This window comes from Variovorax sp. FW305-3-2-15-B-LB1 (assembly GCF_058787635.1).
The window spans coordinates 85,684-106,263 of the sequence record NZ_JBYSZY010000004.1; the positions used below are offsets into that span (position 1 = coordinate 85,684).

Sequence of the window (20,580 nt, forward strand, 5' to 3'; positions counted from 1 at the left end):
TATGGCTGCTCTCTCTCTACGCAACGTCATCAAGCGCTACGGCCACGGGCCGAAAGCCAACCAGGTCATCCACGGCGTGAGCGCCGAGATCGCCGACCACGAATTCATCGTCATCGTCGGCCCTTCGGGCTGCGGCAAGTCGACGCTGCTGCGCATGGTCGCGGGCCTGGAGGAAATCTCGGCCGGCGAAATCTGCATCGGCGGCAAGGTCGTGAACCAGCTCGAACCCTCCGAGCGCGACATCGCCATGGTGTTCCAGAACTACGCGCTGTACCCGCACATGAGCGTGTTCGCGAACATGGCTTACGGCCTGAAGATCGCCAAGGTGCCGACGGCCGAAATCAAGGTGCGCGTCGACAAGGCGGCCAAGATCCTCGAGCTGGGCCACCTGCTCGAGCGCAAGCCGCGCGAGCTCTCGGGCGGCCAGCGCCAGCGCGTGGCCATGGGCCGCGCCATCGTGCGCCAGCCGCAGGTGTTCCTGTTCGACGAACCGCTGTCGAACCTGGACGCCAAGCTGCGCGCGCAGACCCGCCTCGAGATCCAGAAGCTGCACCGCGAGCTCGGCATCACCTCGCTGTTCGTCACGCACGACCAGGTCGAGGCCATGACGCTGGCGCAGCGCATCATCGTGATGAACGGCGGCGTGATGGACCAGTTCGCCACGCCCGAAGAGGTGTACTCCCGGCCCGCCACCACCTTCGTGGCGAGCTTCATCGGCTCGCCGCCGATGAACCTGCTCAAGCACGCACCGGGCGTGCGTCCGGGCCAGATCCTGGGCATCCGCCCCGAGCACATGAAGCTCGACGAAAGCGGCTGGACGGTGCAGGTCGAGCAGGTCGAACTGCTGGGCGCCGAGCGCCTGGTGTACGGCCGCATCGGCGAGGAGCAGATCATCATGCGCACCGACGAAGGCGACCACCCGCCGGTGGCCGGCGACACGGTGAAGATCGCCGCGCGCGAAGACAAGCTGCACTGGTTCGACGCCGGCTCCGGCAAGCGCGCCGACTGAGCGATGGCCGAACGCAGCCCCTGGCCCTACCCTCGCTGGGTCGCGCACCGCGGCGCCGGCAAGCTGGCGCCCGAGAACACGCTCGCGGCCTTCCGCTTCGGCACCTCGCATGGCTACCGCATGTTCGAGTGCGACGCCAAGCTCAGCGCCGACGGCGTGGTCTTCCTGATGCACGACGCCACGCTCGATCGCACCACCAACGGCCACGGCATCGGCGGCCAGCAGGCGTGGAGCGCGCTGTCGCAGCTCGACGCCGGCGGCTGGCATTCGCGCGCCTTCGCGGGCGAGCCGCTGCCCACGCTGGAGAACCTGGCGCGCTACTGCCGTGCCAACGACCTGCTGCTGAACATCGAGATCAAGCCCACGCCCGGCACCGAGCGCGAGACCGGCGAGGTGGTGGCACGCGAAGCCGCGCGCCTGTGGCAAGGTGCGGCGGTGCCGCCGCTGCTCACTTCGTTCCAGGTCGATGCGTTGAAGGGCGCACAGGCCGTGCAGCCCGAGCTGCCGCGCGGCCTGCTGCTCGACACGCTCTGGAACGGCTGGCTCGACACGGCATTGAGCCTGGGTTGCCAGGCCATCGTCTGCAACCACGCGCTGTGGGACGCCGCCACGGTGGCGCAGGTGCATGGCGCGGGCCTGCGCTCGCTGAGCTACACGGTGAACGACGACTGGGCGGCGCAGCGGCTCATCGACCTGGGCACCGACGGCATCATCACCGACCGGGTGGACCTGTTCAGCCCCGCGGGCTGACGCTGCATTTCTTACCCGTTCTTACGTCATGGCGGCTTCTATGATGCGGCCATGAATCGGACCTCTCGCCTGGCGGGCCTGTGCCTTCCCGCCCTCCTGGCTCTGTGGGCCCTGCTGACGTGCGGCGGCGCCTTCGCGCAGCCGGACGCCAGCATGAACGCAGGCAACGGCAACCCCAACAACAGCGCCAACACCGTGGCCGCCGCCGCGGCCCCGCCACCCACCATCGCCGAGATGCGCGCGCAGTTCGCCCGCATCGCGCCCTCGGGCAAGGCCAACGCCAGTGTCGTTCCGGGCGCCGAAGACGACGCACGCAAGCAGCTCGCGCAGATCAACGAGATCGGCGTGCAGGCCGACAAGTTCGTCGCCGCCCGTACCAGCGAACTGGCCGACCTGAACGCGCGGCTCGGCGAACTCGGCAACCCGCCCGCGGCCGGCGCCACCGAAGACCCCAACATCACGCGCCAGCGCGCGCAGCTGACCAAGGAGCGCAACGCGCTCGACGCGGACATCCGCCTGGCCAAGCTGCTGGCGATCGACGTGCGCCAGCGCGGCACCGACGTGGTGTCGCAGCGGCGCCAGCAGTTCGAGGCCGAGCTCACCAGCCGCGCCGCCTCGCCGCTCAGCGGCGAGTTCTGGGACGACCTGCGCGAGGCTTGGCCCGACGACTTCGAGCGGCTGCAGGCGATCGGGGCAGCGCTCGGCGACGGCTTCGACCAGGCGCTGCAGCCCGAAAGCCGCACGCCGGTGATCGCCTCGTTCATCGGCGCGCTGCTGCTCGCCTGGCTCGGCGTCTGGGCCGCCGAGCGCGGGCTGGCGCGCCTGGCCACGCGCGTGCTGCCGGCCGGGCGGCTGCGCCGCTCGCTGCTGGTGATCGCCATCGTCGCCACGCACGTGCTGCTGGTCGCCGTGGCCGCGCACGGCGTCGTCGAAGTGCTCAAGGCCCACGCGATGTGGGACGCGCAGGCGCGCAAGGCGCTGCAATCGGCGGCGCAGACGCTGACCTTCATGGCGTTCATCATCGGCCTGGGGCGCGGGCTGCTGGCCACGGGGCGGCCGTCGTGGCGCCTGCCGGCCATTCCCGACCTCACGGCGCAGCGCCTGTCGGCGCTGCCGTGGCTGGTGGCGCTGGTGGCCGCGCTGGCGTGGACGCCGGCCGAGATCAACGCGCTCATCGACGCCAGCTTTGCCGCCGTGGTCACCACGCACGTGGCGACGGCGCTGCTGCTCACCGCGCTGGTCGGCACCGTCGTGTACCGCCTGAAGGCGCTGCGCGCCGACGCGCCCGACGCCGGCCTGCCGGAACGGCCGATGTGGGTCGGGGTGCTGGTGGCGCTGATCGTGGTGCTGGTGATCGCGATCTGGGTGCTGGTGGCCTTCGGCTACGTGGCGCTGGCGAGCTTCCTGGCCTCGCAGCTCACCTGGAGCGGCATCGTCGCGGCGGCCTTCTATGTGCTGTTCAAGTTCGCCGACGACCTGTTCATGGCCGTGGTGTCCTCGCGCAGCGCCTCCGGCCAGCGGCTGCAGAAGAGCTTCGGCCTGGCGCCGCAGACGCTCGACCAGGCGGCCACGGTGCTCTCGGGCCTGAGCCGCGTGGCGCTGTTCTTCTACATGCTGGTGGCGCTGGCCGCGCCGCTGGGCACGGGCCCGGGCGAGGTGTTCCAGCGCGGCGGCAAACTCGGCACCGGCGTGAAGGTGGGCGAGTTCCAGCTGGTGCCGGGCGCGATCCTCAGCGCCGTGGCGGTGGCCGTGATCGGCTTCATCGTGCTGCGGGTGTTCAAGCGCTGGCTCTCGCGCAGCTACCTGCCGAGCACGCAGTTCGAACCGGGCATGCAGAGCTCGATCACCACGCTGCTGGGCTACGTGGGCGGCATCCTGGTGGTGGCGTTCTCGCTGTCGGCGCTGGGCATCGGCATCGAGCGCATCGCGTGGGTGGCGAGCGCGCTGTCGGTGGGCATCGGTTTCGGCCTGCAGGCCATCGTGCAGAACTTCATCTCGGGGCTGATCCTGCTGGCCGAGCAGCCGGTGAAGGTCGGCGACTGGGTGGTGCTGGGCACCACCGAGGGCGACGTGCGGCGCATCAACGTGCGCGCCACCGAGATCCAGCTGGGCGACCGCTCGACGCTGATCGTGCCCAACTCGGAGTTCATCACCAAGACCGTGCGCAACATGACGCTGGCCAACGCCGAGGGCCGCGTGCTGATCCGCCTGCCCATGCCGCTGACCACCGACGCGCAGCGCGTGCGCGAGCTGATCCTCGAGGCCTGCCGCGCGCACGAGGGCGTGCTGGAAACGCCGGCGCCCTCGCTCACGCTCGAAGGCATCGAGAACGGGCTGCTGATCTTCCAGGCCATCGCCTACGTGCCGAGCCCCCGGCTGGCGGGCGGCGTGCGCAGCGACCTGCTGTTCACGATCCTCGACGCGCTCAAGCAGGCCGACCTGCCGCTGGCCACGCCCACGACGCTGGTGATGGCGGCACCCGCACCGGTGCTGCCCGCCGAGCCGTCGCCGGCGCCGGCCACGCCGGCGTCTCCGCTGCCGGGCACCACAAGCACCTGAAGCGCCTGTTGCGCCCGCTGTCCTATTCGAGCGGCAGCGCCCCCGTGCACTTGATCTCGTTCAGGCACACGCTGGAGCGCACCGCCGACACGCCCGGCATGTGCATCAGCGTGTGCATGAGGAACTGCGACAGCGCCTCCAGGTCGCGCGCGACCACCTTGAGCACGTAGTCGAAGTCGCCCGTCACCGAGTAGCACTCCAGGATCTGGCGCATGTCGGCGATCAGGTCCTGGAACTTGGGCAGCTCGTCGACATGGCCGCGCGCCATCGTGACGTGGATGAAGGCGATCACGCCCAGCCCGATGTGGCGCGCGTTGAGCCGCGCGGCGTAGCCGCTGATCAGCCCCAGCTCCTCGAGCCGCCGGTGGCGCCGCAGGCACTGCGCTGGCGACAACTGGGCCACCTCGGCCAGGTCCAGGTTGGACGCGCGGCCGTGCGCCTGGAGGTGGTCCAGAATCCGCCGATCGGTCCGGTCGAGTTCAATGATCTGCAATTTCATCTCTCCATACGCATCAATGATGCAATTATGTTTCCTAAAGCGGGGAAAGCCCGAGGCATTCATGCACCTTAATTGTGCAAAGTACGATCTAGACTTCGACGCGCCCGGACGGCGTTGCGCCACGCCGGGCCGCTGAATTGCGCGCCCTGGTGCTTTGCCGGTGCCTTGCCGGCGGCTTCGAACGCACCCACACCCCTTTCCCCACCCGGAGACCCTTACGTGAAAAACGCTTTGCTTCGCACCCCCTTCAGCGCCGTGGCCCTGGCCCTCGGCGTGCTCGCCGCCGCACCGGCCCTGGCCGCCGACAAGTCGGTCGCCGTGACCGCCATCGTCGAGCACCCGGCGCTGGACGCCGTGCGCGACGGCGTGAAGGAAGAGCTGAAGGCCGCCGGCTACGAAGCGGGCAAGAACCTCAAGTTCACCTACCAGAGCGCCCAGGGCAACGTGGGCACCGCCGCCCAGATCGCCCGCAAGTACGTGGGCGATGCGCCCGACGTGATCGTTGCCATCGCCACGCCGTCGGCGCAGGCGACCGTGGCCGCCACCAAGACCATTCCCGTCGTGTACTCGGCCATCACCGACCCGGTGGCCGCCAAGCTGGTGAAGAACTGGGAGCCCTCGGGCACCAACGTGACCGGCGTGTCCGACCTGTCGCCGCTCGAAAAGCACATCGACCTGATCAAGAAGGTCGTGCCCACGGCCAAGCGCGTCGGCGTGATCTACAGCCCCGGCGAAGCCAACTCGGTGGCGATCGTCGAGTCGCTCAAGAAGGCCGCCTCGGCCGCCGGCATGACGGTGGTCGAAGCCGCCGCCGCGCGCACGGTCGACGTGCCCACCGCCGCCCAGAGCCTGGTCGGCAAGGTCGACGTGATCTACACGCCCACCGACAACAACGTGGTCTCGGCCTTCGAGGGCATCGTGAAGGTGGCCCAGCAGGCCAAGCTGCCCGTGGTGGCCGCCGACACCGCCACCGTCGAGCGCGGCGCCGTGGCCGCACTGGGCCTGAACTACACCGACATCGGCCGCCAGACCGGCAAGATCGTGGTGCGCATCCTCAAGGGCGAGAAGCCCGGCACCATCGCCTCGCAGACCAGCACCAACTTCGAGCTGGTGGTGAACCCCGGCGCGGCCAAGCTGCAGGGCGTGACCCTGTCGGACGCGCTGCTGAAGTCGGCGAAGGTCGTCAGCACCAAGTAAACGCCGCCCCGGCGGGCCTTTTTGCTCCCGGCGCAGGCCGGGCGCCGGGGCCCGCCGACTGCGCTCCCGCCGGAAGCCCCCATGTCCCTCATTGCTTCGCTGGGCGCCATCGAGATCGGTCTGATTTTCGGACTGGTCGCGCTGGGCGTCTTCATGTCGTTTCGCATCATCAACTTTCCCGACCTCACGGTGGACGGCAGCTTTCCGCTGGGCGCCGCCGTGGCCGCGACGCTCATCGTCGCGGGCTGGAACCCCGTCGCCGCCACGGCCGTGGCCTGCGTGGCCGGTGCCGCCTCGGGCTGGCTCACGGCCTGGCTCAACGTCAAGCTGAAGATCATGCAGCTGCTCGCGAGCATCCTGGTGATGATCGCGCTGTACTCCATCAACCTGCGCGTGATGGGCAAGCCCAACGTGGCGCTCATCACCGAACCCACGGTGTTCAGCATGGTCAGCTTCGGCGGCATGCCCGAGCAGTGGGCCAAGCCGCTCTTGCTGCTGATCATCGTGATCGCCGCGAAGATCGTCGTCGACCTGTTCTTTGCCTCCGAAGCGGGCCTGGCGATGCGCGCCACCGGCGGCAACGCGCGCATGGCGCGGGCCCAGGGCATCTCGACCGACTTCCAGACCATGGCGGGCCTGGCGCTGTCCAATGCGCTGGTGGCGCTGGCCGGTGCGCTGTTCGCGCAGAGCCAGGGCACGGCCGACATCTCGATGGGCGTGGGCACGATCGTGATCGGCCTGGCCGCCGTGATCATCGGCGAGACCTTGCTGCCCGCGCGCAGCATGGTCATCACCACGCTGGCCTGCGTGCTGGGTGCGCTGCTGTACCGCTTCTTCATCGCGATGGCGCTGAACACCGACTTCATGGGCCTGCAGGCGCAGGACCTGAACCTGGTCACCGCCGTGCTGGTGGCGTTCGCGCTGCTGGTGCCCGCCTACAAGCGCAAGCTGGGCGGACTCTTCAAGGGGAAGAACTGATGCTGCGCGCCCAACAACTCGAAATCACCTTCAACCCGGGCACGCCGATCGAGAACCGCGTGCTGCGCGGCCTGAGCCTGGACATTCCGACCGGCCAGTTCGTCACCGTGATCGGCTCGAACGGCGCGGGCAAGTCGACCTTCCTCAATGCGATCAGCGGCGACCTGATGGTCGACAAGGGCCGCATCGACATCGACGGCAAGGACGTGACGCGCCTGAACGCCTGGCAGCGCTCGGGCATGGTGGCGCGCGTGTTCCAGGACCCGATGGCCGGCACCTGCGAGGCGCTGACCATCGAGGAGAACATGGCGCTGGCGTGGAAGCGCGGCGAGCGCAGGGGCTTCGGCTTCTCGCTCAACCGCAACCTGCGCGAGCTGTTCCGCGAGAAGCTGTCGATCCTGAAGCTGGGCCTGGAAAACCGCCTGGCCGACCGCATCGGCCTGCTCTCGGGCGGCCAGCGCCAGGCCGTGAGCCTGCTGATGGCCTCGCTGCGGCCCTCGCGCATCCTGCTGCTCGATGAGCACACGGCCGCGCTCGACCCGAAGACCGCGGCCTTCGTGCTGGAGCTCACCGCCAAGATCGTCGAAGGCAGCCAGCTCACCGCGATGATGGTCACGCACAGCATGCGCCAGGCGCTGGACTACGGCACGCGCACCGTGATGCTGCACGAAGGCCAGGTGATCCTCGACGTGGCCGGCGACCAGCGCTCGGGCCTCGATGTGCCCGACCTGCTGCGCATGTTCGAGCAGACGCGCGGCGAGAAGCTGGACGACGACAAGCTGCTGCTCGCTTGATGGACGCAGCGCCTTCCCCTCTCCTCGTGCGCGACATGCGCGCCGACGACCTCGACGCGGTGCTGGCGATCCAACTCGCCTGCTACGGCGCGGGGTTCGTGGAGGACGGCGTGCTCATCGCGCGGCGGCTGGCGGCCTCGCCGCACACCGGCTGGGTGGCCGAGCACGGCGGCGCCGTGCGGGCCTACCTGGCGGCCTACCCGTCGCAGCGCGGCAAGCTCACGCCGTTGCACGGCGACTTCGAGGTCGCACCCGACGCCGACGCGCTGTACCTGCACGACCTGGCCGTGCACCCCGAGGCCTCGGGGCTGGGCCTGGGCCCGCGCCTCGTGCGCCACGCCTGGGCCCGCGCGCTGCGCGCCGGCTGGCGGCATTCGACGCTGGTGTCGGTGCAGGCTTCGGTCGGGTTCTGGGAACGCCAGGGCTACGCGGCCACGGTGCCGGCCGACGGCCTGCAGCAGGCCCGGCTGGCGACCTACCCCGGGGACTCGGTCTACATGGCCCGCCGGCTGGACTGAGGCCGGCTCAGCGGCCCCAGCCGCGCATCGCGATCCACTGCACGGTGCCGCAGACCACAGCCAGCGCGGCATAGGTGGCCATCGAGCCGTCGCGTCCCGTGAGGATCAGCCCGGCCAGCGAGGTCAGCAGGCCGGCCCCGAAGGTGATCGCCCATTGCTTCCACCAGCGCGCAATGCCGGTGCGCGGGCCGCCGAGGAAGCGCCCGACAGCCACCAGCACCAAGGCGATGAAGGCCGCCGGTGCCGCAAAATTAAGCAGGTGGTTGAAGAGGTCCAGCAGGTCCATGAGGGGCTGTGAGTGAGCGCAAGGCCATGTGGCGGCACATATGGCTGTCATAGGGAAAGCCATTTGCCCCTCGGCAAACCTCGCCCGGCTGCTGATTTTATAATCATGGACATGTCAGTCTGGGCTCTCGGCTTGAACCACACGACCGCGCCGCTCGATCTGCGCGGTCGTTTCGCGTTCGCGCTCGACCAGATCGCCCCGACGCTGCACAGCCTGCGCAGCTCTTTCGCCGGCAACAGCAGCCACCCGCAGGTCGAGGCCGCGATCATCTCGACCTGCAACCGCACCGAGATTTATTGCGCCTCCGAGCACATCGCGCTCGACCACACCTTCGGCTGGCTGGCCCAGAGCGGCGGCGTAGCCCCCGCCCTGCTGCGCTCGCACGCCTACACCCTGCACGACGACGAAGCCGCGCGCCATGCCTTCCGCGTGGCCAGCGGGCTCGACTCCATGGTGCTGGGCGAAGCCCAGATCCTCGGCCAGATGAAAGACGCCGTGCGCGCGGCCGAAACCGCCGGCGCACTCGGCAGCACGCTCAACCAGCTGTTCCAGCGCTCGTTCGCGGTCGCCAAGGAAGTGCGCACCGCGACCGAGATCGGCGCGCATTCGATCAGCATGGCCGCCGCCGCCGTGCGCCTGGCCGGCCAGCTGTTCGAAGACCTGCGCAAGACCCGCGTGCTGTTCGTCGGCGCGGGCGAAATGATCGACCTCGCGGCCACGCACTTCGCGGCCAAGGAACCCAAGGCCATCGCCATCGCCAACCGCACGCTGGAACGCGGCGAAAAGCTCGCCTCGCGCTTCGGCGGCGAAGCCATGCGGCTGGCCGACCTGCCGGCGCGGCTGGCCGAATTCGACATCGTCATCAGCTGCACCGCGAGCACGCTGCCGATCATCGGCCTGGGCGCCGTGGAGCGCGCGCTCAAGGCGCGCAAGCACCGCCCGATGTTCATGGTCGACCTGGCCGTACCGCGCGACATCGAGCCCGAAGTGAAGGCGCTTGAGGACATCTACCTGTACACCGTGGACGACCTCGCCCAGGTGGTGCAGCAGGGCCAAGCCAACCGCCAGGCCGCCGTGGCGCAGGCCGAGGTCATCATCGACGCCGGCGTGCAGAGCTTCATGCACTGGCTGGGCCAGCGCGGCACCGTGCCGCTGATCCAGCAGCTCAACGCGCAGGCCGACGAATGGCGCGCCACCGAAATGGCCCGCGCGCGCAAGCTGCTGGCCAAGGGCGAATCGGTCGAGGCCGTGCTCGAAGCCATGTCTCGCGGCCTCACGCAGAAGATGATGCATGGCGCCATGGCCGAGCTGCACGCGGGCGATGCCGCCTCGCGCGAACAGACGGCGCAGACGCTGTCGCGCCTGTTCCTGCGCAAAGAGCGTTAGCGACGACGCGCGTCGATGGCCCCGCCCGCCGCGCGGGCCGCGGTCTTCGTTCATGCGCCCTGCCGCTGCACTGCGGCGTTCCCCTCCCCATTTTTCGAGCCCCTTCCGTCGTGAAATCCTTTCTGCGCCACCAACTCGAACGCTACGCCCAACGCCTGGGCGAGCTCGACTTCCTGCTCTCGCGCGAAGACATCATGAGCGACATGGCGCAGTACCGCACCATCTCGCGCGAGCATGCCGAGGTCACGCAGATCGCCGGCCGCTACGAGCGCTTCAAGCAGCGCGAGGCCGACATCGCGGGCGCGAAGGAAATGCTCGACGACCCCGACATGGCCGAGATGGCCAGGGAAGAAATCGCCGGCGCCGAGGCCGAGTTGGTGCAGCTCGAAGACGAGCTGCAGCGCCTGCTGCTGCCCAAAGACCCCGACGATGCGCGCAACGCCTTCATGGAAATCCGCGCCGGCACGGGCGGCGACGAATCGGCGCTGTTCGCGGGCGACCTGCTGCGCATGTACACGCGCTACTGCGAGCGCGCCGGCTGGCGCTGCGAGGTGGTGAGCGAAAGCGAGAGCGAGCTCGGCGGCTACAAGGAAGTGGTGATCCGCATCGTGGGCGACGACGTGTTCGGCCACCTGCGCTTCGAGTCGGGCGGCCACCGCGTGCAGCGCGTGCCGGCCACCGAGACGCAGGGCCGCATCCACACCAGCGCGTGCACGGTCGCCGTGCTGGCCGAGCCCGACGAGACCGTGGCGGTGCAGATCAACCCGGCCGACCTGCGCATCGACACCTACCGCGCCAGCGGCGCCGGCGGCCAGCACATCAACAAGACCGACTCGGCCGTGCGCATCACGCACATCCCGACCGGCATCGTGGCCGAGTGCCAGGACGACCGCAGCCAGCACCGCAACAAGGCGAAGGCGCTGCAGGTGCTGTCGGCGCGCATCCAGGAAAAGGAGCGCAGCGAGCGCGCCGCCAAGGACGCCGCCATGCGCAAGGGCCTGATCGGCAGCGGCGACCGCTCGGACCGCATCCGCACCTACAACTTCCCGCAGGGCCGGCTCACCGACCACCGCATCAACCTCACGCTCTACAAGCTGCTCGCCATCATGGAAGGCGACCTGGGCGACGTGCTCGAGGCGCTGCGTGCCGCACGCGAGGCCGAGCAGCTGGCCGAGCTGGAATCGAGCCTGCCCGCGTGATGACCGACGCCGCCGCACCGTCCACCGTGGCGCAGGCACTGGCCGCGGCCATGGCCCTGGGCATCGATCGCCTGGACGCCCAGCTGCTGCTGCTGCACGCGCTGGGCCGCCCCGTGAACGACCGCGCCTGGCTGCTCGCGCACGACACCGATTCGTTTCCCGGCGAGGCCTGGCCCGCGTTCGCGCGCCAGCTGTCGCGCCGCACGGCGGGCGAGCCTGTCGCCTACCTGCTGGGCGAGAAGGAATTCCACGGCCTGCAGCTGCAGGTCGACGCCCGCGTGCTGGTGCCGCGCCCCGACACCGAGACGCTGGTCGAGTGGGCCCTGGCCTGCCTTGCATCTCCGGACAGCCGCCCGGCCCCGCGCGTGCTCGACCTCGGCACGGGCAGCGGCGCGATCGCGCTGGCGCTGCAGCATGCACGCCCCGATGCGCAGGTCGACGCGGTCGACGCCAGCGCCGACGCGCTCGCGGTGGCCCGAGCCAACGCGCAGCGCCTGGGCCTGCCGGTGCGCTTCACCGAATCGAGCTGGCTCGACGGCGCCGCCGACGGCTACGCGGTCATCGCCAGCAACCCGCCGTACATCGCCGCCGGCGATCCGCACCTGCCCGCGCTGCGCCACGAGCCGACCCGCGCGCTGGTCGCCGGCGCCGACGGCCTGGACGACATCCGCCAGATCGTGCGCGACGCTCCCGCCCACCTGGCCGACGGCGGCTGGCTGCTGCTGGAGCACGGCCACGACCAGGCCGAGGCGGTGCGCCAGCTGCTGGCCGAACGCGGCTTTGCCGAGGTGCAAAGCCGTGACGACCTCGCCGGCATCGCGCGCTGCTCCGGCGGCATCTGGCGCACGGTGAAATAATCCCCCCAGCCCACTTTTCTTCAGGAGTCCCCATGTCCGACGCTCAACAACGCATCGACGACCTCGTCAAGTCCAACGAACTCGTGCTCTTCATGAAGGGCAACGCCAGCTTCCCGATGTGCGGTTTCTCGGGCCGCGCCATCCAGATCCTCAAGGCCGTGGGCGTCGACACCAAGACGCTCAAGACCGTCAACGTGCTCGAAGACGACGGCATCCGCCAGGGCATCAAGGAATACAGCAACTGGCCCACCATCCCCCAGCTCTACGTGAAGGGCGAATTCGTGGGCGGCTCGGACATCATGATGGAGATGTACGAGTCGGGCGAGCTGCAGCAGGTGATCGGCGGCGGCGCGTCCGCCTGAGTCTTCCGCTCCCCGTTTGACGGGCGCCGCGCCCCGCGCGCGCCCGGACCCGGTGCCAGTCATGGCACCATGGCGGTCTACGACGTGCCGCCATGACCCTCACCCAAAGCCTGCTCATCATCGCGCTGCTGATCGCGATGAGCGCCTTCTTCTCCCTCGCCGAAATCTGCCTGGCCGCCTCGCGCCGCCTGCGTCTGCGCCAGATGGCCGACGAGGGCGACCCGCGCGCGGAAAAGGTGCTGCGCGTGCAGGAGCAGCCGGGCCACTACTTCACCGTGGTGCAGATCGGCCTGAACGCCGTGGCGATCCTCGGCGGCGTGGTGGGCGAAGGCTCGCTGAGCCCGTATTTCGCCCGCTTCTTCGAGAACTGGCTGAGCGTGGAGGTGGCGGCCAACATCGCCTTCCTGTGCTCGTTCGTGATCGTGATCGCGGTGTTCCTGGTGTTCGCCGACCTGTTCCCCAAGCGCCTGGGCATGAGCGCACCCGAGCGGCTCGCGGTGCGCATCGTCGGGCCGATGCTGCTGCTGATCACCGCCTTCAAGCCGCTGGTGTGGTTCTTCACGCGCGCGACCGACCTCTTGTTCAAGGTGCTGGGCATGCCGATGGCGCGCGACGACAAGATCACCTCGGCCGACATCCTGGCCATGACCGAGGCCGGCGCGCAGGCCGGCGTGCTGGCGGCGCGCGAGCAGCAGGTGATCGCCAACGTGTTCGAGCTGGACACGCGCCTCGTCAGCAGCGTGATGACCGCGCGCGAAAGCATCGCCTGGTTCCTGCACGATGACCCCGAGTCGGTGCTGCGCGCGCGCATCGTGGCCGAGCCCTATTCCGCCTACCCGGTGTGCGACGGCGACATCGACCACGTGCTGGGCTACGTGGATGCCAAGGACATGTTCCAGCGCGTGCTCAGCGGCCAGCCGCTGGCCTTCGACCAGGGCCTGACGCTGCACAAGGCCCTGGTGATTCCCGACCGCCTCTCGCTCACCGAGGTGCTCGAGCAGTTCCAGCAGGCGCACGAAGACTTCGCGATCATCGTCAACGAGTACAGCCTGGTGGTGGGCGTGATCACGCTCAACGACGTGATGAGCACGGTGATGGGCGACCTGGTGTCGACCTCGACGCCCGAAGAAGAGCAGATCGTGAAGCGCGACGAGAACTCGTGGCTGATCGACGGCATCACGCCCATCCAGGACGTTCAGCGCGCCCTGCACATCGACGAGCTGCCGCATGCCGAGGAGTACGAAACGCTGGCGGGCTTCCTGATGGTGATGCTGCGCCGCGTGCCCAAGCGCACGGACAGCGTGACCTGGGGCGGCTACACCTTCGAGGTGATGGACGTCGACAGCTACCGCATCGACCAGGTGATGGTCACCAAGGGCTCGGCGACCGCCAAGGCGGTGGTCGCCGACTGAGCGACGACCTTCAGGCCGCCGAGCGGTCCCTGTCGACGTACGCCCAGAGCCGCTGGTTCGCGAACACCGCGTTCGGGTACGGCGCGCGGCCCCGGCTGCCGTTGTAGCGGCCCAGCGTCATGAACAGGTCGCCCTTCTCGCGGTCGAGGTAGTGGCGCAAGATCACGCAGCCGAAACGCAGGTTGGTCTGCATGTGGAACAGCTTGGCCGAATCGCTGTCGCCGATCACGCGGGTCCAGAACGGCATCACCTGCATGTAGCCGCGCGCGCCCGCACTGGAAACCGCGAACTTGCGGAAGTTGCTCTCGACCTGGATCAGGCCCAGCACCAGGCTCACGTCAAGCCCCGAGCGCTTGGCCTCGTACCAGACGGTTTGCAGGAACTCGATGCGCGTGGCCGGGTCGGCGACCTTCTTGCGCAGGCGCTCGCTCATCTCGCCGAGCCACCGCAGGTACGCGAGGCGGGCCTCGGTGTCGGCGAACTGCGGCACCGGCGGCGCCTTGTTGTGGATGGCCGAGCTCAGCGCGGTGCGCACCGAGTCGATCAGCGGCTCTTCGATCTGCGCACCGGCCCAGGCCGTTTGCGGCAGCGACAGAGCAGTGAGGGCACCGGCGACGGCGCTGCCCAGCAGGCAGCTGCGTCGCGAAAGGCCCCCCGCCACGCTCATGCCGCGAGCTTGCCGGCGATGAAGTCGGCGACGCCGGCCGCGGGCACCTTGGTGGCGGCGGTGTCGCGCCGGCCCTGGTACTCGAGCTGGCCTTCCTTGAGACCACGGTCGGAGATGACCACGCGGTGCGGCACGCCGATCAGTTCCCAGTCGGCGAACATCGCGCCGGGGCGCTCGCCGCGGTCGTCGAGCAGCACGTCGACGCCCTTGGCCAGCAGTTCTTCGTAGAGCGCTTCGGCCGCGACCTTGACCTCGGGGCTGCGGTCCATGCCGATCGGGCAGACCACGACCGTGAACGGTGCCAGCGCGTCGGGCCAGATGATGCCGCGCTCGTCGTGGTTCTGTTCGATGGCGGCGGCCGGCAGGCGCGTGATGCCGATGCCGTAGCAGCCCATCTCGAGGAACTGCGGCTTGCCGCCTTCGTCGAGGTAGGTGGCGTTCATGTCCTTGCTGTACTTGGTGCCGAGCACGAAGACGTGGCCCACCTCGATGCCGCGCTCGATGGCCAGCACGCCCTTGCCGTCGGGCGAGGCATCGCCGGCGACCACGTTGCGCAGGTCGGCGACCAGGTCGGGCTCGGGCAGGTCGCGGCCCCAGTTGACGCCGGTCATGTGGAAGTCGATCTCGTTGGCGCCGGTGATCCAGTCGGCCAGCACGGCGGCCTCGCGGTCGGCCACGAGCTTGACGGGCTTCTTGAGGTTCAGCGGGCCGAGGTAGCCCGGCTTGCAGCCGAAGTGCTCGTCGATCTCGGCGGTGGTGGCAAAGCGGAAGCCCTTGTCCAGGCCAGGCAGCTTGCTTACCTTGATCTCGTTCATGTCGTGGTCGCCGCGCAGCAGCAGCAGCCAGATCTGCGCGCCCTTGACGTTGCCGGCGTCGTCGAGGATGTCGGTGGCCAGCACCAGCGACTTGACCGTGGTGGCCAGCGGCACGCCGAGCAGTTCGGCCACGTCGGCGCAGGTGCTCTTGCCGGGCGTGGGCGTCTTCTCGAGCGCGTTGGCGGCGGCAGGACGCGGGCCCGCCGGGGCCAGGGCCTCGGCCTTTTCCATGTTGGCGGCGTAATTGCTGTCGGGGCAGTAGACGATGGCGTCTTCGCCGGTGGCGGCGATCACCTGGAACTCTTCGCTCAGGTCGCCGCCGATGGCGCCGCTGTCGGCCGCCACGGCGCGGTAGCGCAGGCCGAAGCGGTCGAAGATGTTGCGGTAGGCCTGGGCCATCACCTGGTAGCTGGCCTTGGCCGCGTCGAGGTCGCGGTCGAAGCTGTAGGCGTCCTTCATGATGAACTCGCGCCCGCGCATCAGGCCGAAGCGCGGACGGCGCTCGTCGCGGAACTTGGTCTGGATCTGGTAGAAATTCTTCGGCAGCTGCTTGTAGCTGCGGATTTCCTGGCGCGCGATGTCGGTCACCACCTCTTCGCTGGTCGGCTGGATCACGAAGTCGCGGTCGTGGCGATCCTTGATGCGCAAGAGCTCGGGGCCCATCTTCTCGAAGCGCCCGGTCTCCTGCCAGAACTCGGCCGGCTGCACCACGGGCATCGTGAGCTCGACGGCGCCGGCGCGGTTCATTTCCTCGCGCACGATGGCCTCGACCTTGCGGATCACGCGCAGGCCCATGGGCATGTACGTGTAGATGCCCGTGCCGAGCTTCTTGATCATGCCGGCCCGCATCATGAGGCGGTGGCTCGCGACCTCGGCGTCAGCGGGCGCTTCCTTCAGGGTGGAGACAAAGAATCGGGAAGCTTTCATCGGGATCGCGCAGGTGGGTTCGAAGTGAGGAGGGAGACAGGCACCCCGGAGAGACCCTGAGAGCCCGGAACCGGTCGCTTGCCGAGTGCAACCCGGCATGCATAATCGACTCAGTTCAAAAATTGGGGTTTGATTATGCTCGACCGGGACGGCTTCAGGCCCAACGTCGGCATCATCCTGCTCAACCAGAGAAACCAGGTTTTCTGGGGCAAGCGCATACGCACGCATTCCTGGCAGTTTCCGCAAGGCGGCATCGACCGTGGCGAAAGTCCCGAGCAAGCCATGTTCCGGGAACTGCACGAGGAAGTCGGGCTCCACCCGGAGCATGTGCGCATCGTGGCCCGTACCCGCGACTGGTTGCGCTACGAGGTGCCGGATCGGTTCATCCGCCGTGACGCACGGGGCCACTACAAAGGCCAGAAGCAGATCTGGTATCTGCTGCAACTTGTCGGCCACGACTGGGATCTCAACCTGCGTGCCACCGACCATCCCGAATTCGACGCCTGGCGCTGGCATGACTACTGGGTCCCGCTCGACGTGGTCGTCGAGTTCAAGCGCGGCGTCTACGAGATGGCGCTTACCGAGCTTGCTCGCTACCTGCCCCGGCAGGATTTCCGCAACCGCTTCCTGCGCAGCAACGTGCGCGCCCGAGAATTCGAGCGCCACACGCTGGACCATGGAGCACCTGCGGGCCTCGACCTGCCGCCCGGCGGCAGCTTCGACCCGCATCCCGACATTCCTTCTGCGAGCGATGAACCTCCTCCCAAGAACAGCGCGCCTTCTTCTTTCCCGACGCCACGCTGAGCGTGCGCTCGTCATCGCCTGCGTCAGCCTGCTGGCCGCCTGCGCCTCCCGCGGCTACGACACCGACAACCCCGACTGGGCCCAGGCCGGCATGCCGCCGGCGCCCAAGAGCACCGAGCAGGACAAGGAGTGGGAAGAAACCGCGGTGCCGCCGCCGCCCGCCTTCAGCGAAAGCCGTCTGCTGCCGATCGCGATGCCGCCCTACATGACGCTGAAGTTCGGCGTCGACCCGAACACCATCGCCATCACGAAGGACGGCATCGTGCGCTACGTGGTGGTGGCACAGAACCGGGCCGGTGGCGCCGTCAATGCGTTCTACGAAGGCGTGCGCTGCTCGACAGCCGAGATGAAGAGCTATGCCCGCTACAACAACGGCGCCTGGCAGGAAACGAAGTCGCCCGAGTGGAAGCGCGTGAAGGACATGAACTCCAGCTACGTGCCGGCGCTGGCGTCGCAGGGCCTGTGCCGCGGCAACGCACCGCGCAGCTCGGTCAACGAGATGGTGCAGAACATCCGCAACCCGCTGCGCGAACTGCCCTGATGCGACGGCGGGGCACGGCGCCCCGCCCTGAAGATCAACCGGGCATCAGCACCATGTTGTCGCGGTGCACCATCTCCGGCTCGGCCGCGTAGCCCAGCAGCCGCTCGAACTCGGCCGAAGGCTTGCGGCACAGCAGCCGGGCCTCCACGCTCGAATAGTTGGCCAGCCCGCGGGCCAATTCGACGCCGTCGACGTCGCGCACCGCGATCACGTCGCCGCGCGAGAACTCACCCGACACGCCCGTCATGCCGATCGGCAGCAGGCTCTTGCCTTCGCCGCGCACCTTGGCAGCCGCACCGGCATCGACGATGACGGCACCACGCAGTTGCAGGTGATCGGCCATCCAGCGCTTGCGTGCCTGGTGCTTGGCGGTCTGCGCCACCAGCAGCGTGCCGATGGATTCGCCGCGCGTGAGCCGCAGCAGCGCGTCGGCTTCGCGGCCCCAGGCGATGACCGTGGAAGCGCCGGACCCCGCCGCGCGCTTGGCCGCGAGGATCTTGGTGATCATGCCGCCGCGCCCGATGCTCGAGCCGGCGCCGCCCGCCATGGCTTCGAGCGCCGGGTCGCCCGCGGCGGCCTCGTGCACGAATTTCGCGCCTGGGTCCTTGCGCGGGTCGGCCGTGTACAGGCCTTTCTGGTCCGTCAGGATGATCAAGGCATCCGCTTCGACCAGGTTGGCGACCAGGGCGCCGAGCGTGTCGTTGTCGCCGAACTTGATCTCGTCGTTGACCACGGTGTCGTTCTCGTTGATCACCGGCACCACGCCCAGGCGCAGCAAAGTGACGAGGGTCGAACGTGCATTGAGGTAGCGCTCGCGGTCCGCGAGATCGGCGTGCGTCAGCAGCACCTGCGCGCTGCCGATCTGGTTCTCGCGCAGCTTGGTCTCGTACATCTGGGCCAGGCCCATCTGCCCGACGGCCGCCGCCGCCTGAAGCTCGTGCACTTCGTGCGGACGGGTCTTCCAGCCCAGGCGCTTCATGCCCTCGGCGATCGCGCCGCTCGACACCATGACCACTTCGCGCCCGTCGCGCACCAGCTCGGCCAGTTGCCGGCACCACTCGCCGATGGCACCTTCGTCGAGGCCGCGCCCCTCGTTGGTCACGAGGCTGGAGCCCACCTTGACGACGATACGGCGGGCATCCCGCAAGGCAGTGGAACCGGAATTCGAGGTCATGAAGAAAGAAGGCGTGTTTCAGGAATGCAGCCTGCGCTGCTTGCTATCCATTTTGCAGCACCGAAGGTGCCGCGACGCCCTCAGTTTCCTTCGGGCGGCAGCGGAACGAAGCGCGGATCGACCACGACGGTTTCGTGCTCGGCCACCTGCTGCGCCTTGACCTGCTGGTACACGGCCTTGATCAGGTGCTCGCAGCCTTCGCGCGTGAGCGCCGAGATCTCGAAGACCGGGCCCTTGAAGCGCAGGCGCTTGACGAAGTCCTTGACGCGCGCGGCGCGCTCGTCGTCCGGCACCATGTCCAGCTTGTTCAGCACCAGCCAGCGCGGCTTCTCGTGCAGCGCCGCGTCGTACTTCTTGAGCTCGGCCACGAGCGCCTTGGCCTGGGCGACCGGATCGACGCTGTCGTCGAACGGCGCCATGTCGACCACGTGCAGCAGCAGGCGGGTGCGCTGCAGGTGACGCAGGAACAGGTGACCGAGACCGGCGCCTTCCGAGGCACCCTCGATCAGACCGGGCAAATCGGCCACCACGAAGCTCTGCTCGGGGCCGACGCGCACGACGCCGAGGTTCGGGTGCAGCGTGGTGAAGGGGTAGTCGGCAATGCGCGGGCGGGCGTTCGAAACGGCGCTGATCAGCGTCGATTTACCGGCATTCGGCATACCCAGCAGGCCCACGTCGGCCAGCACCTTGAGTTCGAGCTTGAGGCTCTTTTTCTCACCGGGCCAGCCGGGCGTCTTCTGGCGCGGCGCGCGGTTGATCGCGCTCTTGAAGCGCATGTTGCCGAAGCCGCCGTCGCCGCCCTTGGCGATGGTGATGACCTCGCCGTCCTTGAGCAGCTCGTACAACACCTCACCCGTTTCAGCGTCGGTGATGATCGTGCCGACGGGCATCTTGAGGACGATGTCGTCGCCGGCGGCGCCGAACATGTCGGAGCCCATGCCGTGCTCGCCGCGCTTGGCTTCGTGCCGGCGCGAGTAGCGGAAATCGACCAGGGTGTTGAGGTTCGAGTCGGCCACTGCGAACACGTGGCCGCCACGGCCGCCGTCGCCGCCGTTGGGGCCGCCGAACTCCTTGTATTTCTCATGACGGAACGACACGCAGCCGTTGCCGCCATCGCCCGCGGCGATGTCGATGAAGGCTTCGTCGACGAACTTCATGGGGTGTCCAGTTTACAAATGAAGAAGCCCCGGCAATGCGGGGCCTCGGAAAGATCGAAGTGACTGCGGGGCTTAGGCCGCGGGCGTCACGTTGACCATGTGCTTGTTCAGCGCACCCTTGTGACCGAACGACACGTGGCCGTCGACCAGGGCGAAGAGCGTGTGGTCCTTGCCCACGCCGACGTTCACGCCGGGGTGGAACTGGGTGCCGCGCTGGCGCACGATGATCGAGCCTGCGCTGATCAGTTCGCCGCCGAAGGCCTTCACGCCAAGCATCTTGGGCTTGGAATCGCGCCCGTTTCGCGTGGAGCCGCCGCCTTTTTTCTGTGCCATGGAATGTGCTCCTTAGCCGGCGATCGCGCCAATTTGCAGTTCGGTGAACTGCTGGCGATGGCCTTGACGTTTCTGATAGTGCTTGCGACGGCGCATCTTGAAGATGCCGACCTTGTCGTGCTTGCCGTGCGACAGTACCGTGACTGTCACCGTTGCGCCGGACACCAGGGGCGTACCAACCTTGATTTCAGCGCCGTTTCCGACAGCCAGAACCTGGTCGATCACGATTTCCTGGCCTACGTCCGCAGCAATCTGTTCTACTTTAATTTTTTCGCCGGAAGCAACGCGATATTGCTTGCCGCCGGTTTTTATGACCGCGTACATGTAAACCTCTTAGAAATGAGTCTCCGCAGCGA

At 68.4% G+C, this 20,580-nt stretch carries 22 protein-coding genes; 14 read left to right on the top strand and 8 right to left on the bottom strand.

Going from position 1 to position 20,580, the window contains the following annotated elements; all coding sequences use genetic code 11:
* The first annotated feature begins 1 nt into the window (after nucleotide 1).
* Genes ugpC through AC3WQR_RS04090 form a run of 3 tightly spaced genes read left to right on the top strand, consistent with a single transcriptional unit; the run spans nucleotide 2 to nucleotide 4,318 of the window.
* A complete protein-coding gene (gene ugpC / locus AC3WQR_RS04080) occupies nucleotides 2–1,009 on the top strand; it encodes a sn-glycerol-3-phosphate ABC transporter ATP-binding protein UgpC (protein ID WP_062474484.1) in 1,008 nt (335 codons plus the stop codon).
* 3 nt (nucleotides 1,010–1,012) lie between these two features.
* On the top strand, nucleotides 1,013–1,759 hold the full coding sequence (gene ugpQ, locus AC3WQR_RS04085; RefSeq protein ID WP_492741214.1) for a glycerophosphodiester phosphodiesterase: 747 nt from the start codon (nucleotides 1,013–1,015) through the stop codon (nucleotides 1,757–1,759).
* Nucleotides 1,760–1,810: 51 nt separating this feature from the next.
* Entirely contained in the window at nucleotides 1,811–4,318 is a 2,508-nt protein-coding gene (locus tag AC3WQR_RS04090) for a DUF3772 domain-containing protein (protein ID WP_492741215.1), read from the top strand.
* Between the two features lie 22 nt (nucleotides 4,319–4,340).
* Here the strand turns inward: AC3WQR_RS04090 and AC3WQR_RS04095 are convergent, their stop codons facing one another.
* A complete protein-coding gene (locus AC3WQR_RS04095) occupies nucleotides 4,341–4,817 on the bottom strand; it encodes an Lrp/AsnC family transcriptional regulator (RefSeq protein WP_492728668.1) in 477 nt (158 codons plus the stop codon).
* 219 nt (nucleotides 4,818–5,036) lie between these two features.
* Between AC3WQR_RS04095 and AC3WQR_RS04100 the strand changes: the two genes are divergently transcribed.
* From AC3WQR_RS04100 to AC3WQR_RS04115, 4 genes are all read left to right on the top strand, one after another.
* A complete protein-coding gene (locus AC3WQR_RS04100; RefSeq protein ID WP_492741216.1) occupies nucleotides 5,037–6,014 on the top strand; it encodes an ABC transporter substrate-binding protein in 978 nt (325 codons plus the stop codon).
* An 81-nt stretch (nucleotides 6,015–6,095) separates the two neighbouring features.
* Nucleotides 6,096–6,992, top strand: coding sequence for an ABC transporter permease (locus AC3WQR_RS04105; RefSeq protein ID WP_492694052.1), 897 nt, complete (start codon nucleotides 6,096–6,098; stop codon nucleotides 6,990–6,992).
* Entirely contained in the window at nucleotides 6,992–7,786 is a 795-nt protein-coding gene (locus AC3WQR_RS04110) for an ABC transporter ATP-binding protein (protein ID WP_492685769.1), read from the top strand. Before AC3WQR_RS04105 ends, AC3WQR_RS04110 begins: the two co-directional genes overlap by 1 nt.
* Nucleotides 7,786–8,304, top strand: coding sequence for a GNAT family N-acetyltransferase (locus AC3WQR_RS04115; RefSeq protein ID WP_492741217.1), 519 nt, complete (start codon nucleotides 7,786–7,788; stop codon nucleotides 8,302–8,304). Before AC3WQR_RS04110 ends, AC3WQR_RS04115 begins: the two co-directional genes overlap by 1 nt.
* A 7-nt stretch (nucleotides 8,305–8,311) precedes the next feature.
* Here AC3WQR_RS04115 and AC3WQR_RS04120 read toward each other — a convergent pair whose 3' ends face one another.
* The gene (locus AC3WQR_RS04120; protein WP_070063606.1) at nucleotides 8,312–8,590 is read right to left on the bottom strand and encodes a hypothetical protein; all 279 of its coding nucleotides are present in this window, start codon (nucleotides 8,588–8,590) and stop codon (nucleotides 8,312–8,314) included.
* Between the two features lie 111 nt (nucleotides 8,591–8,701).
* Between AC3WQR_RS04120 and hemA the strand changes: the two genes are divergently transcribed.
* The 5 genes from hemA to paeA all read left to right on the top strand — a co-directional run bounded on the left by hemA (nucleotide 8,702) and on the right by paeA (nucleotide 13,806).
* A complete protein-coding gene (hemA, locus tag AC3WQR_RS04125) occupies nucleotides 8,702–9,976 on the top strand; it encodes a glutamyl-tRNA reductase (protein ID WP_492734160.1) in 1,275 nt (424 codons plus the stop codon).
* A 110-nt stretch (nucleotides 9,977–10,086) separates the two neighbouring features.
* On the top strand, nucleotides 10,087–11,175 hold the full coding sequence (prfA, locus tag AC3WQR_RS04130; RefSeq protein ID WP_492728664.1) for a peptide chain release factor 1: 1,089 nt from the start codon (nucleotides 10,087–10,089) through the stop codon (nucleotides 11,173–11,175).
* Nucleotides 11,175–12,032: a peptide chain release factor N(5)-glutamine methyltransferase gene (gene prmC / locus AC3WQR_RS04135; RefSeq protein WP_492734158.1), complete on the top strand. Its 858-nt coding sequence runs from the start codon at nucleotides 11,175–11,177 to the stop codon at nucleotides 12,030–12,032. The genes prfA and prmC overlap by 1 nt, the downstream gene beginning before the upstream one ends.
* Nucleotides 12,033–12,064: 32 nt before the next feature.
* Complete coding sequence (gene grxD / locus AC3WQR_RS04140) at nucleotides 12,065–12,394, top strand: Grx4 family monothiol glutaredoxin (protein ID WP_062474501.1); 330 nt, start codon at nucleotides 12,065–12,067, stop codon at nucleotides 12,392–12,394.
* Nucleotides 12,395–12,486: 92 nt separating this feature from the next.
* A complete protein-coding gene (gene paeA / locus AC3WQR_RS04145) occupies nucleotides 12,487–13,806 on the top strand; it encodes a polyamine export protein PaeA (protein WP_062474502.1) in 1,320 nt (439 codons plus the stop codon).
* Nucleotides 13,807–13,816: 10 nt separating this feature from the next.
* Here paeA and AC3WQR_RS04150 read toward each other — a convergent pair whose 3' ends face one another.
* Nucleotides 13,817–14,473, bottom strand: a complete 657-nt coding sequence (locus AC3WQR_RS04150) for a lytic transglycosylase domain-containing protein (protein WP_492734157.1) — start codon at nucleotides 14,471–14,473, stop codon at nucleotides 13,817–13,819.
* Nucleotides 14,470–16,215 (bottom strand): proline--tRNA ligase, encoded by a 1,746-nt coding sequence (locus AC3WQR_RS04155; protein WP_492734156.1) that lies wholly within the window; start codon nucleotides 16,213–16,215, stop codon nucleotides 14,470–14,472. The genes AC3WQR_RS04150 and AC3WQR_RS04155 overlap by 4 nt, the downstream gene beginning before the upstream one ends.
* Nucleotides 16,216–16,350: 135 nt before the next feature.
* Here AC3WQR_RS04155 and AC3WQR_RS04160 point away from each other — a divergent pair, with 135 nt between their 5' ends.
* Together AC3WQR_RS04160 and AC3WQR_RS04165 are read left to right on the top strand one after the other, a co-directional pair.
* Entirely contained in the window at nucleotides 16,351–17,019 is a 669-nt protein-coding gene (locus AC3WQR_RS04160) for an RNA pyrophosphohydrolase (RefSeq protein ID WP_062474507.1), read from the top strand.
* Nucleotides 16,967–17,560, top strand: coding sequence for a CNP1-like family protein (locus AC3WQR_RS04165; RefSeq protein ID WP_492734155.1), 594 nt, complete (start codon nucleotides 16,967–16,969; stop codon nucleotides 17,558–17,560). Before AC3WQR_RS04160 ends, AC3WQR_RS04165 begins: the two co-directional genes overlap by 53 nt.
* 34 nt (nucleotides 17,561–17,594) lie before the next feature.
* Here the strand turns inward: AC3WQR_RS04165 and proB are convergent, their stop codons facing one another.
* The 4 genes from proB to rplU form a co-directional block, all read right to left on the bottom strand.
* On the bottom strand, nucleotides 17,595–18,734 hold the full coding sequence (proB, locus tag AC3WQR_RS04170; protein WP_492734154.1) for a glutamate 5-kinase: 1,140 nt from the start codon (nucleotides 18,732–18,734) through the stop codon (nucleotides 17,595–17,597).
* An 80-nt stretch (nucleotides 18,735–18,814) separates the two neighbouring features.
* The gene (cgtA, locus tag AC3WQR_RS04175; RefSeq protein ID WP_062474512.1) at nucleotides 18,815–19,891 is read right to left on the bottom strand and encodes an Obg family GTPase CgtA; all 1,077 of its coding nucleotides are present in this window, start codon (nucleotides 19,889–19,891) and stop codon (nucleotides 18,815–18,817) included.
* Nucleotides 19,892–19,963: 72 nt separating this feature from the next.
* Entirely contained in the window at nucleotides 19,964–20,224 is a 261-nt protein-coding gene (gene rpmA, locus AC3WQR_RS04180; RefSeq protein ID WP_013543198.1) for a 50S ribosomal protein L27, read from the bottom strand.
* Between the two features lie 12 nt (nucleotides 20,225–20,236).
* On the bottom strand, nucleotides 20,237–20,548 hold the full coding sequence (gene rplU, locus AC3WQR_RS04185) for a 50S ribosomal protein L21 (protein WP_042578903.1): 312 nt from the start codon (nucleotides 20,546–20,548) through the stop codon (nucleotides 20,237–20,239).
* Between the last annotated feature and the right edge of the window lie 32 nt (nucleotides 20,549–20,580).

Coding starts and splice junctions, on each gene's coding strand:
- ugpC (WP_062474484.1), top strand. CDS start 2: ATGGCTGCTCTCTCTCTACGCAACGTCATCAAGCGCTACGGCCACGGG.
- ugpQ (WP_492741214.1), top strand. CDS start 1,013: ATGGCCGAACGCAGCCCCTGGCCCTACCCTCGCTGGGTCGCGCACCGC.
- AC3WQR_RS04090 (WP_492741215.1), top strand. CDS start 1,811: ATGAATCGGACCTCTCGCCTGGCGGGCCTGTGCCTTCCCGCCCTCCTG.
- AC3WQR_RS04095 (WP_492728668.1), bottom strand. CDS start 4,817: ATGAAATTGCAGATCATTGAACTCGACCGGACCGATCGGCGGATTCTG.
- AC3WQR_RS04105 (WP_492694052.1), top strand. CDS start 6,096: ATGTCCCTCATTGCTTCGCTGGGCGCCATCGAGATCGGTCTGATTTTC.
- AC3WQR_RS04110 (WP_492685769.1), top strand. CDS start 6,992: ATGCTGCGCGCCCAACAACTCGAAATCACCTTCAACCCGGGCACGCCG.
- AC3WQR_RS04115 (WP_492741217.1), top strand. CDS start 7,786: ATGGACGCAGCGCCTTCCCCTCTCCTCGTGCGCGACATGCGCGCCGAC.
- AC3WQR_RS04120 (WP_070063606.1), bottom strand. CDS start 8,590: ATGGACCTGCTGGACCTCTTCAACCACCTGCTTAATTTTGCGGCACCG.
- hemA (WP_492734160.1), top strand. CDS start 8,702: ATGTCAGTCTGGGCTCTCGGCTTGAACCACACGACCGCGCCGCTCGAT.
- prmC (WP_492734158.1), top strand. CDS start 11,175: ATGACCGACGCCGCCGCACCGTCCACCGTGGCGCAGGCACTGGCCGCG.
- grxD (WP_062474501.1), top strand. CDS start 12,065: ATGTCCGACGCTCAACAACGCATCGACGACCTCGTCAAGTCCAACGAA.
- paeA (WP_062474502.1), top strand. CDS start 12,487: ATGACCCTCACCCAAAGCCTGCTCATCATCGCGCTGCTGATCGCGATG.
- AC3WQR_RS04150 (WP_492734157.1), bottom strand. CDS start 14,473: ATGAGCGTGGCGGGGGGCCTTTCGCGACGCAGCTGCCTGCTGGGCAGC.
- AC3WQR_RS04155 (WP_492734156.1), bottom strand. CDS start 16,215: ATGAAAGCTTCCCGATTCTTTGTCTCCACCCTGAAGGAAGCGCCCGCT.
- AC3WQR_RS04160 (WP_062474507.1), top strand. CDS start 16,351: ATGCTCGACCGGGACGGCTTCAGGCCCAACGTCGGCATCATCCTGCTC.
- AC3WQR_RS04165 (WP_492734155.1), top strand. CDS start 16,967: ATGAACCTCCTCCCAAGAACAGCGCGCCTTCTTCTTTCCCGACGCCAC.
- proB (WP_492734154.1), bottom strand. CDS start 18,734: ATGACCTCGAATTCCGGTTCCACTGCCTTGCGGGATGCCCGCCGTATC.
- cgtA (WP_062474512.1), bottom strand. CDS start 19,891: ATGAAGTTCGTCGACGAAGCCTTCATCGACATCGCCGCGGGCGATGGC.
- rpmA (WP_013543198.1), bottom strand. CDS start 20,224: ATGGCACAGAAAAAAGGCGGCGGCTCCACGCGAAACGGGCGCGATTCC.
- rplU (WP_042578903.1), bottom strand. CDS start 20,548: ATGTACGCGGTCATAAAAACCGGCGGCAAGCAATATCGCGTTGCTTCC.